This window comes from Dokdonella sp., from assembly GCF_019634845.1.
Classification (GTDB): Bacteria; Pseudomonadota; Gammaproteobacteria; order Xanthomonadales; family Rhodanobacteraceae; genus Dokdonella_A.
In genome coordinates this window covers 201,727-214,869 of sequence record NZ_JAHCAQ010000003.1, presented here as the reverse complement: position 1 = coordinate 214,869, position 13,143 = coordinate 201,727, and the positions used below count along the sequence as shown (strand labels likewise).

Sequence of the window (13,143 nt, the reverse complement as noted above, 5' to 3'; positions counted from 1 at the left end):
GGCCACCCCCTGCGGGTGGCCACGCCGCATCGTCGGCTAGGGCAGGTACAGCGCGCGCGCGCGGCGCTCCTGCAGGCTGAAGTCGGCCTGATTGACCAGCCGCAGGTCACGCACTTCCCACGGCGCATGCAGCGACAGCGAGGCCGCGTCGTAGCGCAGCTCGAGCGTGCCGTGGCCGGGCTGCAGCCAGGCCGCTGATTGCCCCATCGCGACCGGATGCAGCTGACCGTCGTCACCGGTGCCGTGGAGCACGCCGGACACGGCGTAGCGGCTGGCCACGCTGGCCTGCACGCCGATACGCACGGCGATGCTGCCGTCCTTGGTCAGGCTGGCGCTCTGGCTGACGTGGCCATCGAGGCGCGCCACCGGCACGCTGACCGCGAAGGCGGTCTTGGCATCGCGCGGGATCGCGTCCTTGCCTGCGGTCACGCCGAACGCGTGCATTTCCCACAGACCGGGACCGCCGGCGTGTGCGAGATCGGGCCGGACCTGGCCCAGATAGCTACCATCACCCTGGCGCACGAAGTCGACGTTCTGGCTGCTGCCGTCGGGGGCACTGACGAGGCCGCCGATGCGATCGAGCGTGGCGCCCTCGAACTGGGCACGGAACGCGATCGTGTCGCCACCGGCGATGCTGTCGCGCGTGGCCGCCAGCGACAGCGCCACCGCGCTGGCGGGCTCGAACACGTGGACGAGATGGGCGCCTTGTGCGGCCGGCATGGCCAGGCGCACGTCGCCGACGGCCTTGCTGTCGAGTTTCATGATGATGCTGCCCTGCGGTACGTCCATGCCCGCGGCGTGCAGCGCGTCGGCGTCGGCGACCGCGCTCATCGATTTCGAATTGTCGAGACGGCGCCCGTCGACGGTCAATTGCACGTCGCTGGCACTGACGGCGGCCTTGCCCGCATGCGGGCTGATGCGTACCAGCGCACCGGGCGAGCTGAGTTTCAGGCGCAAGCCGGCCTGCAGTTCGCTGGCGCTGGCGTCGACCCAGTATTCACGGCTCTGTGCGACGTAGGCCTGCGGCTGGGCATCGAGTGCGGCGCTGGCGTCGAGCGGCCATGACACCGCGAGCGGGGCGCGCTCGAGCGCATCAGCGGCCTGGCGCTTGGCGACCGGCGCGACGAGTTCGGCCGCGACGAGATCCTGGGACGATGCGGCCAGCAGGCGCAGCGCCGGGGCGGCGTGGGCGGAAGCGGCCAGACCGCTGGCAAGGGCCAGGGCAGCCACGAGCGGGAGCGGACGAAGGTTGCTGAAGTTCATCGGTCGGCTCCTCACAGATCGTTGCGCAGGATGTTCTGCAGGCCAAAGCAGGCGCGCCGGCTCTGGTTGTGGTTGAGCACCTTGCCGCCGGTGCGGTTCTTGTCGTAGAACCACAGGCTGCCGGCCGCGGTGGCGCTCGAACACTCGATGAAGCCGTCCGAGCAGCTCGACAGCCAGTTCTGGGTGACCTCGAGGCCCACGCTCTGCGAATAGCCGCCGCAGTAGGCATCGGAGTTCCACACCGCACTCACGACGTCGGTGCCGGCCACGCTCCAGAAGCCCTTGGGCAGCGCCGGGCGGCCGCTGGTGCCGTACAGGTTGTTCTGGTTGTAGTGGGCCATCCAGCTCGTCTGCTGCTGGCGCACCGCATCGCTCTTGTAGCCGAGCAACCAGCCGAGTGCGCTCTCGAACACGTTGCCCGCCATCACCGCGTTGGCCAGCGGCGTGCCGGCGCTGGACGGCGCCAGTGCATTGACCCAGCGGATCTTGCTGATGATCGCCGGGTAGCGGCTGTCGTAGGTCGGGTTGGACATGATCCAGCGGATCACGTTGCCACCGTTGGAGTGCGTGATCACGACGAGGTCGGTGATGCCGCGGCTGTCGATGAAGCTCTTGAGCTGGCCGGCGAGGCAACCGGCGGCGCGGCTGTCCCACATGTATTGGGTGAAATCGCAGTTGATGACGACGTAGTTGGCCTGGTTGACGAGGCCCTGGCGGACGGTGTCGACCATCGGCGCCTGCCAGTAGTCGGCGTAGGCGTTGGTCTGGCTGCCGGTGCCGTGCACGAAGGCCACGCCGGTCTTTGCGGTGGCCGCATAAGCGGTCGAAGCTGCTGCAGTGAGCAGCAGGGTCATGGTGATGCGCAGCATGTCGTCTCCCCGAATCGGCGCGTGTCGGCGCCAGTGCCCGTGTCGAGCCCGCATCGACCCGCCGCCTGTCACATCCTGCGGCTGCAGCCGGACCAATGGAGCATGAAAGGACGCGCCTGCCGTCGTGGATCTCCCGGTCCCGTACGGTGGCGTACGCACGCTACGCGCCAGCCACGGGTGGCGTCAATCTGCAGGTGCAGCAATCCGCGCCCGCCTCGGGCGGCGACTCAGAACTCGAGGTCGAGCGCTGCGCACAGGTAGTCGACCATCGGTGCGATGCGCTTGAAGGTGGCGATCAGATGCGGTCGCAGTTCGTCCGAACAGGCCAGGGCGTCGCTGAAATGGGCGCCGGCGGCAAAGGCCTTGCGGCGGATGTCGCCAGCGAGCTCATGGGCAGGATCGAAGCCGCGTGGCGAGCGCTGGAGCGATTCGCCCCAGAACGTGAAGTGTTCGGTGAACGACCGACCGTGCACGGCACGTCGCCACGCCGCCGGATTGTCGACGAGGAAGTCGCGGATGCGACGCAGCGTTGCCGGCTCGGGACGCCAGATGCCGCCGCCGGCAAAGCAGTGGCCGGGTTCGATCTCCATGTAGAACGACGGCGCCTGCACCTCGTGACGCCGCTCATGGCCGAGTCGTGCGCCGGCCCAGGTCTTGTACGGCGTCTTGTCGTGGCGAAAGCGGGTATCGCGCTGCAGGCGAAACAGCGAGCCGCCCTGCTTGCGCGGGTCGGCGCGGTAGTGGGGGCTGAGCTTGGCCAGTGGCGCGGCCAGATCGGCGATCAGCTGCAGGTACGGTTCGCGCAGCACGGCTTCGTAACGCGCCTTGTTGGCGTGGAACCAGCTGCGATTGTTGTTGGCGGCCAGCTCGCGCAGGAAACGGAAGGTGGCGCGGGAAAAGTAGATGTTCGACACGGGGCGCGGCGCGGAGACGGAAGCGGGAATTGTAGCGGCGGACCAGCCGATGCCGGCCTGGCTCAGGCGCCTTGCCGCCCCCATTGCTCCAGCGCGTCGAGCAGCGCTTGCTGCGATGGCGTGGTCGCGGCGTCGACGCGCAGCGCCGCGATGGCGGCGAAGTACTGCTCGCGCGTGAGCGTGGTCAAGGCCGTTTCGCGCTCGAGCCGCTGGTCACGGAAAGCCTGCCAGCGCCGGCTCTCGTCGCCATCGAGCGTGTCGGGCCAGTTGCGCGCGCGGTAGCGGAACAGCAGTTCGCCATAGCGCGCATCGTCGAATGCAATGCGGCGTTGCGCCAGTTGCGCGGGTGGCGTGGCGCGCGCCTCGCGCAGGCGGCGCTTGTCGGCATCGGTCGGAAAGCCCGCATACAGCGCCAGCTCCGGGTCGAGCGCGTCCTCGCTGTGGGCCTGCGCAAACACGCTCGCGAGCTTGGCGGGCAGGCCCTCGGCGTCGCGCAGCCGCTGCAGATGCTCGAGCGCACGCGGCAGGTCGAGGCCGATGCGGGCGTGGTCAACGCCCTGCAGTACCGACACCGGCGCCAGTGCCGGTGAGCGGTTGGCATGGATTGCCTTGAGCGGAATGCGCTCGACACCGACGGGCAGGTCCGCGCGCGGCGTGAACAGGCGATCGGCGATGTCGCCGGCCTCGAGTTCGAGCAGTGGCTGCGGATCGACGGCGAGATCGTAGGCGATGACCGCATTGGGGTTGGTCGGATGCAGCGCCAGCGGCACCACCACGGCCAGGCAACCACGATTGGCCGGATAGCGCGAGGATACGTGCACGACCGGCGTCATGTGCGCCACGTCGAGATAGCGGAAGGCCGCCTGCTTGCGGCGCAGCTCGAAGTGGAATTGCCACAGCCGTGGCTGGTGCCGGCGGATCAGCCGGGCCAGCCCGAGCAGCGCTTCCACGTCGGACAGCGCATCGTGGGCATGCTGCTGCTCGATGCGGTTGGCGCGAGCCAGATCCTCGAGCCGGAAGCTCGGCGTGCCGTCGTCACGTTGTGGCCACTGGATGCCGTCAGGCCGCAGCGCATGGCACATGCGCGCGAGGTCGATCAGGTCCCAGCGCGAATTGCCATTGCGCCATTCGCGTTCGTACGGGTCGTACAGATTGCGGTACAGCAGGTTGCGCGTGAATTCGTCGTCGAAGCGGATCGAGTTGTAGCCGACCGTGCAGGTGCCCGCTTCACTCATGAGCTCGTGCAGGGTGCCGGCGAACTCGGCCTCGATCACGCCCTCGCGCTGCATCTGCTGGGGCGTGATGCCGGTCAGCAGGCAGGCCGCCGGATGCGGCAGCACGTCGGGCGCAGGCCGGCAGAACAGCATCACGGGTTCGCCGATCGGTTGCAGGTCGGCATCGGTGCGGATGGCGGCAAATTGCGCCGGACGATCGCGGCGCGGATCGGTTCCGGTCGTCTCGTAGTCATGCCAGAGGAAGGTCGGCGTCATGGTGCGAGCATACCAAGCCGGTCGTGCTTGCTAGACTGCAGCGACCATCAACGGCGGAGCAGCACGCACATGCAGGATGACGGCAACCTGATCTGGATCGACCTGGAAATGACCGGACTCGATCCCGATGCCGATTCGATCCTCGAGATCGCCACCGTGGTGACCGACAGGGATCTCAACGTGCTGGCCGAGGGGCCGGAGTTCGCGATCGTCCATCCGCTGGCGCGGCTCGAGGCAATGGACGACTGGAACCGCAACCAGCACAGCAAGTCGGGGCTGTGGCAGCGTGTGCTCGATTCGACCGTGGACATCGCCAGCGCCGAGGCGCGCACGGTCGCGTTCCTGCACGACTGGGTCGCGGCCGGCAAGTCGCCGATGTGCGGCAATTCGATCTGCCAGGACCGGCGCTTCCTGTATCGGCTGATGCCGCGGCTGGAACGCTATTTCCACTACCGCAACCTCGACGTGTCGACGATCAAGGAGCTGGCGCGGCGCTGGGCGCCCGAGGTCGCGCGCGGCTTCAGCAAGGAATCGGCCCATACCGCGCTCAGCGACGTGCGCGACTCGATCGCGGAACTGCGCTATTACCGCCCGTTCCTCGGACGCATCGGCGCGGCGGGACAGGACACGGCGCAGGATTGACCGAGCAAAAAAAGAGCGCCCCTTGCGGGGCGCTCGTTGCGGATGCGAATCCGGACCGTCGAGACAGGAGTCAATCCTGCGCTCAGAACTTCACCGTCACGTTGGTGAAGAAGTAACGACCGGCTTGGTCGTAGCCACCCGGCGAGTTGGCGTTGGCCGGATCGACGCTGCTGCCCACGATCGGCGGGATCTTGTCGAACACGTTGTTGACGCCGACCGTCCATTCGGCCGGCCCAAACGTGAAGGTGCCCGACAGGTCGAAGTAGTTGTAGGCACCCAAGCGGTTGCCATGCGCCACGAGGATCGCGTCGGTGGTCAGGTTCTGCCCGCTGAGTGCATCGACGTAGTCCATGCCGCCCATGTAGCGCCAGCGCGCGTTCACGCTGTACCAGTCACGCGCGAAACCGAAATTGGCGATGTGGCGCCACTTGGGGTTCTGGCACGAGCTGTTGAACTTGCCGGCGCAGTCGAAGCGCGTTCCCGCCACCTGCGGCAGGTTGTCGATCTGCACCTTGAACGCGTACGAACCGACGAAACCGGTGGTGAAGCGGCCACCGAGTGCGTCCCAACCGTAGTTCGCGGTGAGGTCGATGCCGGTGTGGTGCGACTTGCCGAAGTTGCCGGCGAGATTCTCGACGTAGCCGGCGGTGGCAGGGTTGCTGCCGATCCACAGGTCGCCACTGCCCGCGCGGCGATGCACGAGGCTGCAGATGCTCGCGTTGCCGGTGCTGCCGCACAGGTCGAGAATCGTGCCGGCGCCGATCGAAGCGATGCGGTCGGTCATGCGGATGTCGTAGTAGTCCGCGCTGATGTCGAGGCCGCGGAACGGCGTGAACGCCGCACCGAGGGTCCAGGTCTTGGCCTGCTCGGGCTTGAGGTTCGGATTGCCGCCGCCGAACTGGTTGTACTGGCCGGCCGGGCTTTCCGGAATCGATCCGTACTGTGACGGCGTCACCCCCATGTTGGCGCACTGCGCCGCCGTGAATGCGGGATTGGTGCCGGCGCAGGGATCGTCGCCTTCGAACAGCGAGATCGACTGGGCCAGGAACAGTTCGCCGACGCTGGGAGCACGGATCGCGCGGTTGAAGCCGCCGCGGACGTGCACGCCGCTCAGATCGCTGTTGAAACCGAGCTTCCAGCTGTTGGCGCGGCCGCTGGTGTCGTAATCCGATGCCCGGAAACCGAGGTCGAGGGCCGCGCTGCGCACGAAGCCGTCACTCTCCAGCAGCGGCACCGCGCTCTCGAGGAACAGTTCCTTGACCGAGATGTCGCCCGTGATCGGCGTGGTGGGGCCACCCGAGCCGGTGAAGTTGCCGGTTGCGGTATTGCTGTCGGGTTCGCGGTTGAATTTGCTGCGGCGCCATTCCAGGCCCGCCACGAGCTTGATCGGATCGTTGTTGGCGCTGGCAAAGCCCCAGCCGATGTCGCCGCTGACGTAACCGTTGAGGACGGCCATCGAGGTGCTGATCTTGACGATGCCGGTGCCTTCGATCGCGGCAATCGCCGCGGGCGTGACGGCGTTGGGCTGCCAGATGTTGTAGAACTCGCATCCGGAGAATGAGCCGGCCGGGCAGCCGAGCAGCGCCTGCGTCACGCGGTCGGACAGGAAATCGCCCTTGGAGATGTTGGTGTTCTCGGTACGTGCGAACAGGTACGAGGCGTTGTAGCTCCAGCGATCGGTGATGTCGCCTTCGGCACCGGCCACCACGCGGAACGAATTGGTGTCGTCGTGGAAAATGCGCGGGCCACCTTCGACGTTGCGCTTGCCGGCGAGAATGTACAGCGGGTCAGCGCTCGACAGGCCCAGGTCCGAGCACATCGTATTGATGACCGGATCGCTGCAGTCGATGAACAGGTCCTGCGCGAAGAAGGTGCCCGATTCGGCGATCTGCATCGTGCTCTTCTTGTTGATCGCCATCATGTCCGCGTAGGGGCGGAAGTGCTCGTTGACCTCGTAACGCAGCGAGCCACCGAAGTTGTAGCGCGTGTCGGGCCGTTGGTAGTAATTGATCGGCGCATAGTTGTAGAGCATGCCGATGCCAGGAGCCCAGTGTCCGGTCGCCGGATCGTAGTGCGCCGCGTAGCCCGAACCGGCAAGCGTGTCATCGGCATCGAAGATGTAGAAGTTCGGTACCGGCGCGGTGCCCGAGCCGCCGCAGCTGGTGCCACTGCCGTTGAGGGCGCACGAGGAATAGTCGCGGTCACCCTGCATCAGCGGTTCGTTCTCGCGCCAGCTGAGCCAGCCCATCGCGTGGCCCTTGCCATCGGCAAAATGGCCACCGAACGCGATGTCGATGTTCTTGGAGGTGCCGTCGAAACCCGAATTGCCCTTGGGATAGGTGAACCCGCGCGCATTCATCAGGTTCTGCATCCACTTGGTGCTGTTGTCGTGCTGGTAGGCCGAGGTGCCGGCGCTGAGGCTGACGCCTTCAAAGTCGGTGTCGAGCACGAAGTTGACGACACCGGCGATCGCGTCCGAGCCGTAGACGGCCGAGGCGCCACCCGTGAGCAGGTCGACGCGCTTGATGACGGCGGCGGGGACGATGCTGATGTCGACCGATTCGGCGGCGCCCGGCGGCAGCCGGTGACCGTTGACGAGGGTGAGCGTGCGGTCCGGTCCCAGACCACGCAGATCGATGGTCGGATAGCCGGTGGCGCCGTTGTTCATGAAGTTGTCGAAGTACGGCGACATCTGCGGGAACTGGTTGACGAGGTCGTCAGCGCGGGTGGCGCCGGTGAGCTTGAACGCTTCGGCATCGATTTCGGCAACGGGACTGGAGGCCGTCATGGTCTGGCTCTTGATACGCGTGCCGGTGACCGTGATGCCTTCCAGGGTCTGCGCTTCGGCGGAGGAAGCGTCGTCGGTCCGGGTCGTGGTCCGATCCTGGTCGGGGGTTTCCTGCGCCTGCGCGGCCACGGCAATCGTGCCGGCACCGATCAGCGCCAGCAGCAGTGCTTCGCGCAGCTTGCTCTTCTTCAATCTCATGACAACTCCCAAGATGTTGAAAAAATGAGGGGTTGGAGCGGACGTGCTCCCGCCACGGCAGCGAGTACCCCGCACGATGCCGTGTTGCGATGTTGGTGGCGCGCGCCAGGCGCATCCCCCGCTCGGGCGCATTAACAAAAAACCAACATTCGGCACATGTCAATATAACAGTGCTGTTAACAATTCGTCGATCCAGGCTGGGTGCCTCTTATAAAACATGGATATATAAGCGTTTATTGCGCTCTCTGCAGGCGGTGCAGGGACGTCGTGGGCGCGACGGCAGGGCTTGCGCGAGTATTGGCGGCAGATGCGCCGCAGACGCCGTCAGCGGAAATCGCGCGAGGCGAACGCAAGGCGTGGCAGCAGCGCACCATAGTCGTGCAGGCGCCGCGCGATGAGGTGGTGCACGCCGTCCTCGCTGACCTGCAGCAGGCCATCGACGGCCATGATCACGGCTTCGGTCAGCACGCGCGGCTGGCGTTGCGCGACGGCCCGCCACACGATCACGTTGACGAAGCCGGTTTCGTCCTCGAGCGTGACGAAGGTGACGCCCTTGGCCGTGGCGGGGCGCTGGCGCATCGTGACCAGGCCCGCACAGCGCAGGGCTTGCGCGTGGCGTGTCGAACCGGCGATCCGGTTTGCGGGCACCACGCGCCGCCGCTGCAGTTCCGGGCGCAACAGGCTCAACGGATGCGCCTTGAGCGACAGGCCCTGCGTCGCGTAGTCGCCAAGCACCTCTTCGTGCAGTGCGGGGGCGGGCAGGGTGACCGCAGTCTCGTGGATCGCCGCGGCAGCCAGCAGCGGCAGTGGCGTCTCGACGCCGGCGCTGTCCCAGCGCGCGCGATGGCGATGGCCGCTGAGTGAGCGCAGTGCATCGGCATCGGCCAGCGCGGCGCGCTCGCGTGCGTCCAGTCGGGCGCGGATGATGAGGTCGGTCACGTCGCGGAAGGCCTGCTGCCGGCGGGTGCTGACGATGCGCTCGGCCAGTTCGACGCCGACGCCGCGGATCTGGCCCAGGCCCAGGCGCAGTGCGAGCGGTGGCTGGCCCGGACCGGATCCGACGGCAGCCGGCAGGTGTTCCAGCGTCGCCTCGGGCATGCTGTGCTGCACGTCGACCGGCAGCACCGTCACGCCGTGGCGGCGTGCATCCTGCACGAGCTGGGCCGGCTGATAGAAGCCCATCGGCTGCGCGTTGAGCAGTGCGCAGGTGAAGGCGGCCGGGTGGAAGCACTTGAGCCAGGCCGAGGCCCAGGCGAGATTGGCGAAGCTGGCCGAGTGCGATTCGGGGAATCCATACTGGCCAAAGCCACGGATCTGCGCGAACAGGCGTTCGCAGTAGTCGGGGGCGTAGCCGCGTGCGAGCATGCCGTCGCGGATGCGGTCGTGGAATGGTTCGAGGTTGCCATCGCGCTTCCAGGCCGCCATCGCGCGGCGCAGCTGGTCGGCCTCGCCGAGCGTGAAGCCGGCCACCACCTGGATCAGCTTCATCACCTGTTCCTGGAAGATCGGCACGCCAAGCGTGCGCGCCAGCACTTCGCGCACCGCCGAGGCCCCTTGCCCGTCATCGCGTTCGTGCGTGGATTGCGGATAGTCCACCGCTTCCTTGCCCTGGCGGCGGCGCAGGTAGGGATGGATCATGTCGCCCTGGATCGGCCCAGGGCGCACGATCGCGATCTGCACCACGAGATCGTGGAAGTTGCGTGGCTTCAGCCGCGGCAACATCGACATCTGCGCGCGCGATTCGATCTGGAACACGCCCACGGTGTCGGCCTTGCCGATCATGTCGAACACGGCCGCGCTGCCTGGCTCGTCGGGGGCGGGAATGTCGTGCAGACTCGGCCGCGCGCCCAGTCGTGGCCGTCGCCACAGGCCGTGCGCGTGCAGCAGGTCCAGGCACTTGCGCAGCGCGGTCAGCATGCCCAGCGCGAGCACGTCGACCTTGAGCAGGCGCATCTCCTCGAGGTCATCCTTGTCCCACTGGATGATCGTGCGCTCGGGCATCGCCGCATTCTCGACCGGCACCAGTTCGTGCAGCGGTGCCTGCGAAATCACGAAACCGCCGACGTGCTGCGACAGGTGGCGTGGAAAGCCGCGCAGTTCGCTGGTGAGCGCAAACAGGCGCCGCAGGACACCGCTGTCGGCATCGAAGCCGTATTCGCGCAGCGCGGCCGCCAACGGCACGCCGTCGCGCAGGCGTGCGTAGGCGCGCCCCAGACCGTCGAGCTCGTCTTCGCCGATGCCGAGCGCGCGGCCCAGATCGCGCAGCGCGCTGCGGCTGCGGTAGCGGATCACGGTGGCGGCCAGCGCGGCGCGCTCGCGGCCGTACTTGGCATACACGTACTGGATCACCTCTTCGCGCCGCTCGTGCTCGAAGTCGACGTCGATGTCGGGTGGCTCGTCGCGTTCCTTCGACAGGAAGCGTTCGAACAGCAGGTTGCCGCTCTCGGGTGTGACCGCGGTGATGCCAAGGCAGTAGCACACCGCCGAATTGGCCGACGAACCGCGCCCCTGGCACAGGATCGGGGCCGTGCGCGTGCGCGCCCAGCGCACGATGTCCTCGACGGTGAGGAAGAAATGTTCGTAGCGCAGGTCCGCGATGAGGGCGAGTTCCCTGTCGAGCTGCTCACGCACCGCGGGTGGGACGCCGTCCGGCCACAACTGCGCAGCGCCACGCCAGGTCAGCGTACGCAGGTGGGCGATCGCACTCAGGCCCGCAGGCACCAGCTCGACCGGATAGCGGTAGTCGAGTCCGCGCAACTGGAAGCGACAGGCATCGGCGATGCGCAGTGTTTCGGCCAGGAGCGATGGCGGATACAGCGCAGCCAGGGCTTCGCGCCGGCGCAGGTGGCGTTCGCCATTGGCATGCAGCGCATGGCCGGCCATGGCCACCGTGGTGCCGAGGCGGATCGCGGTCAGTGCGTCCTGCAGTGCGCGCCGGCGCCGCACGTGCATGTGCACGTCGCCGCTGGCGACCAGCGGCAGGCCATGGAGGGCGCCCAGCGCCTGCAAGGCGGCCAGTCGCGCCGCATCGTCGCCGCCGCGATGCAGTTCCACTGCCAGCCAGCCACGCGCACCGAACTGCCGGCTGAACCAGGCGGCCTGCACATCGAGTCCGGTCGCCGTGGCGGCGGGAACCCACAGCGCGAGCACACCGTTGCCGAGCAGCGCCAGATCGGCGCGACCGAGTCGGTATTCGCCCTTGGCGCTGCGCCGGCGACCGCTGGTGATGAGCCGGCACAGATCGGAATAGCCGGCATGGTCGCGTGCCAGAAGGACGATCTTCACGCCATCGTCGAGCGTGACTTCGCAGCCGACGATGAGGCGCGTGCGGCGACCCTGCGCGGCGACGAGCGCGCGCACGATGCCAGCCAGCGAACATTCGTCGGTGATCGCCAGCGCGGCATAGCCGAGCTTTTCGGCGCGCTCGAACAGCTCCTCCGCGCTGGAAGCGCCACGCTGGAACGAGAAGTTCGACAGGCAGTGCAGCTCGGCATAAGCCGGCACGTCGGCCGCGGCAGCGGCAGCGGGCGGTGCATTCATGCGAACCAGCCATGCAGGGTCCAGTGCTGCCTGGAGCCGGCCTCGGTGAAGGCCCAGGCGCGCTGGCCGCCGCGCAGTTCGACCACGTAATAGTCGCGGCGCTGGTCGTGCGCATCCCACCAGCCGCTTTCGATGCGCTCGGGCCCGGCGAGGATGCGTTGCGGCGCCGTGCGCAGGACCAGTGGCTGCGGCAGCAGCCAGAACGGGCGGTTCGCCGTCGGCGCGGGTGCGGTCGCGTCGCGCGTGGCCGGCGCAGCAGGATCCAGCGGCGTATGCCGCCAGGCATGTGTCGGGCGATGGTCGGCGACACAGGCCAGGCCGTGCAGCGCGCCGTCGCCGAGACGGGCACGCAGGCGTTCGGCCAGCGCAGGCCAATCGAGCCCGCCCTGTGCGCGCGTATCGAACAGATCGCGGTGCGGCGGTGTCAGCGGTGGCAGTTCGTCGACCTGCAGTGCGAGCGAATACACCGGGGCAGGCAAGGCGATGCGCTCCAGCCGCACGCGGGCGAGTTCGAGCAGATGCGCTGCATCGCGTTGCGGTGCGAGCAGGCCGACCGCGACGCGCGTGCTGGCGCCACGTTCGTGTCCGAGCACGAGCACGAAATGCTGCACGCCGCCATCACGGGCAAGCAGGAACAGCTCCAGTTCGCGCAGCAGGCGCTGCAATGGAAATGCGAGTGCCGTGGTCGAGTGCGCAGCAGACTCGAACTCGAGTCGACGGGCGAAGCGCGCCGGCGGCTGCCAGCGCGGACAGGCCTCGGCGAGGTGGCCGCGCAGGCGGTCCAGATGCAGCAGCGCGGCCGGCCCGGTGCGCCGCGCGAGTTCCGCGCGGGGCAGGCGGAACAGATCGCCCAGCGTGCGCAGGCCCATGCCGTGCAAGGCCGTGACCGTGGCCGATTCCAGGCCACCCTGCGCGAGTGGCAGTTGCGCCAGCGCGCCTTGCAATACCGCAGTCGTGGTCAGTGCAATGCCGTCGTGGGCGAACGTGAGCACCTGCGCCGCGCAGGCCGTCGGTGCGGCCGCGATGCGGCAGGCGAAACCGCTGCGCGCGATCTCGTCGCGCAGGCGCCGCTCCAGCGCCGGCCAGCCGTCGAACAACTTGAGGCTGGCACCGACTTCGAGCAGGACCGCATCGGGTTCGCGCAGGTGAATGTCGGAACTGTAGCGCCAGGCCAGTGTGGCGAAGGCGCCCAGTGCCTGCTGCTCGGCTGCCGGGTCACGCGCCAGCAGGCACAGGTGCGGGCACAGCGCCTGTGCGGTTGCAATCGCCTGTCCCGCACGCACACCGGCACCGCGCGCGGCGGCGTTGGCGAACACGATGCCGCGTCGCTGGGCTGGCCCGGCCACCACGGCGAAGGCGCCCGGCGTGTTCGGCAAGGTTCCGCGCAAGGCATCGAACGCAAGCTGCGGAAAGCGCAGGCAGGCCCAGAGCATGGCCGC

At 67.9% G+C, this 13,143-nt stretch carries 8 protein-coding genes; 1 reads left to right on the top strand and 7 read right to left on the bottom strand.

Annotated elements, in window-relative coordinates:
- Positions 1-36: 36 nt before the first annotated feature.
- From KF903_RS03600 to sbcB, 4 genes are all read right to left on the bottom strand, one after another.
- A complete protein-coding gene (locus tag KF903_RS03600; RefSeq protein WP_291211074.1) occupies positions 37-1,263 on the bottom strand; it encodes a DUF4785 domain-containing protein in 1,227 nt (408 codons plus the stop codon).
- An 11-nt stretch (positions 1,264-1,274) separates the two neighbouring features.
- Positions 1,275-2,132 carry a hypothetical protein gene (locus tag KF903_RS03595; RefSeq protein ID WP_291211072.1) on the bottom strand — a complete coding sequence of 286 codons (858 nt, stop codon included), beginning with the start codon at positions 2,130-2,132 and terminating at the stop codon, positions 1,275-1,277.
- A 227-nt stretch (positions 2,133-2,359) separates the two neighbouring features.
- Positions 2,360-3,046 (bottom strand): DUF2461 domain-containing protein, encoded by a 687-nt coding sequence (locus KF903_RS03590; RefSeq protein ID WP_291211069.1) that lies wholly within the window; start codon positions 3,044-3,046, stop codon positions 2,360-2,362.
- Between the two features lie 62 nt (positions 3,047-3,108).
- The gene (sbcB, locus tag KF903_RS03585; RefSeq protein WP_291211066.1) at positions 3,109-4,536 is read right to left on the bottom strand and encodes an exodeoxyribonuclease I; all 1,428 of its coding nucleotides are present in this window, start codon (positions 4,534-4,536) and stop codon (positions 3,109-3,111) included.
- Positions 4,537-4,605: 69 nt separating this feature from the next.
- Between sbcB and orn the strand changes: the two genes are divergently transcribed.
- A complete protein-coding gene (gene orn, locus KF903_RS03580) occupies positions 4,606-5,178 on the top strand; it encodes an oligoribonuclease (protein ID WP_291211063.1) in 573 nt (190 codons plus the stop codon).
- Between the two features lie 82 nt (positions 5,179-5,260).
- Here the strand turns inward: orn and KF903_RS03575 are convergent, their stop codons facing one another.
- The 3 genes from KF903_RS03575 to KF903_RS03565 all read right to left on the bottom strand — a co-directional run bounded on the left by KF903_RS03575 (position 5,261) and on the right by KF903_RS03565 (position 13,137).
- Positions 5,261-8,164, bottom strand: coding sequence for a TonB-dependent receptor (locus KF903_RS03575; protein WP_291211060.1), 2,904 nt, complete (start codon positions 8,162-8,164; stop codon positions 5,261-5,263).
- Between the two features lie 324 nt (positions 8,165-8,488).
- Positions 8,489-11,704: an error-prone DNA polymerase gene (locus KF903_RS03570; protein ID WP_291211057.1), complete on the bottom strand. Its 3,216-nt coding sequence runs from the start codon at positions 11,702-11,704 to the stop codon at positions 8,489-8,491.
- Positions 11,701-13,137 (bottom strand): DNA polymerase Y family protein, encoded by a 1,437-nt coding sequence (locus KF903_RS03565; protein WP_291211055.1) that lies wholly within the window; start codon positions 13,135-13,137, stop codon positions 11,701-11,703. Before KF903_RS03565 ends, KF903_RS03570 begins: the two co-directional genes overlap by 4 nt.
- Positions 13,138-13,143 lie beyond the last annotated feature (6 nt).

Excerpts from the sequence above, each read along its gene's own strand:
- KF903_RS03565 (WP_291211055.1), bottom strand. The coding sequence starts at position 13,137 with ATGCTCTGGGCCTGCCTGCGCTTTCCGCAGCTTGCGTTCGATGCCTTG.
- sbcB (WP_291211066.1), bottom strand. The coding sequence starts at position 4,536 with ATGACGCCGACCTTCCTCTGGCATGACTACGAGACGACCGGAACCGAT.
- KF903_RS03600 (WP_291211074.1), bottom strand. The coding sequence starts at position 1,263 with ATGAACTTCAGCAACCTTCGTCCGCTCCCGCTCGTGGCTGCCCTGGCC.
- KF903_RS03595 (WP_291211072.1), bottom strand. The coding sequence starts at position 2,132 with ATGCTGCGCATCACCATGACCCTGCTGCTCACTGCAGCAGCTTCGACC.
- KF903_RS03575 (WP_291211060.1), bottom strand. The coding sequence starts at position 8,164 with ATGAGATTGAAGAAGAGCAAGCTGCGCGAAGCACTGCTGCTGGCGCTG.
- KF903_RS03570 (WP_291211057.1), bottom strand. The coding sequence starts at position 11,704 with ATGAATGCACCGCCCGCTGCCGCTGCCGCGGCCGACGTGCCGGCTTAT.
- orn (WP_291211063.1), top strand. The coding sequence starts at position 4,606 with ATGCAGGATGACGGCAACCTGATCTGGATCGACCTGGAAATGACCGGA.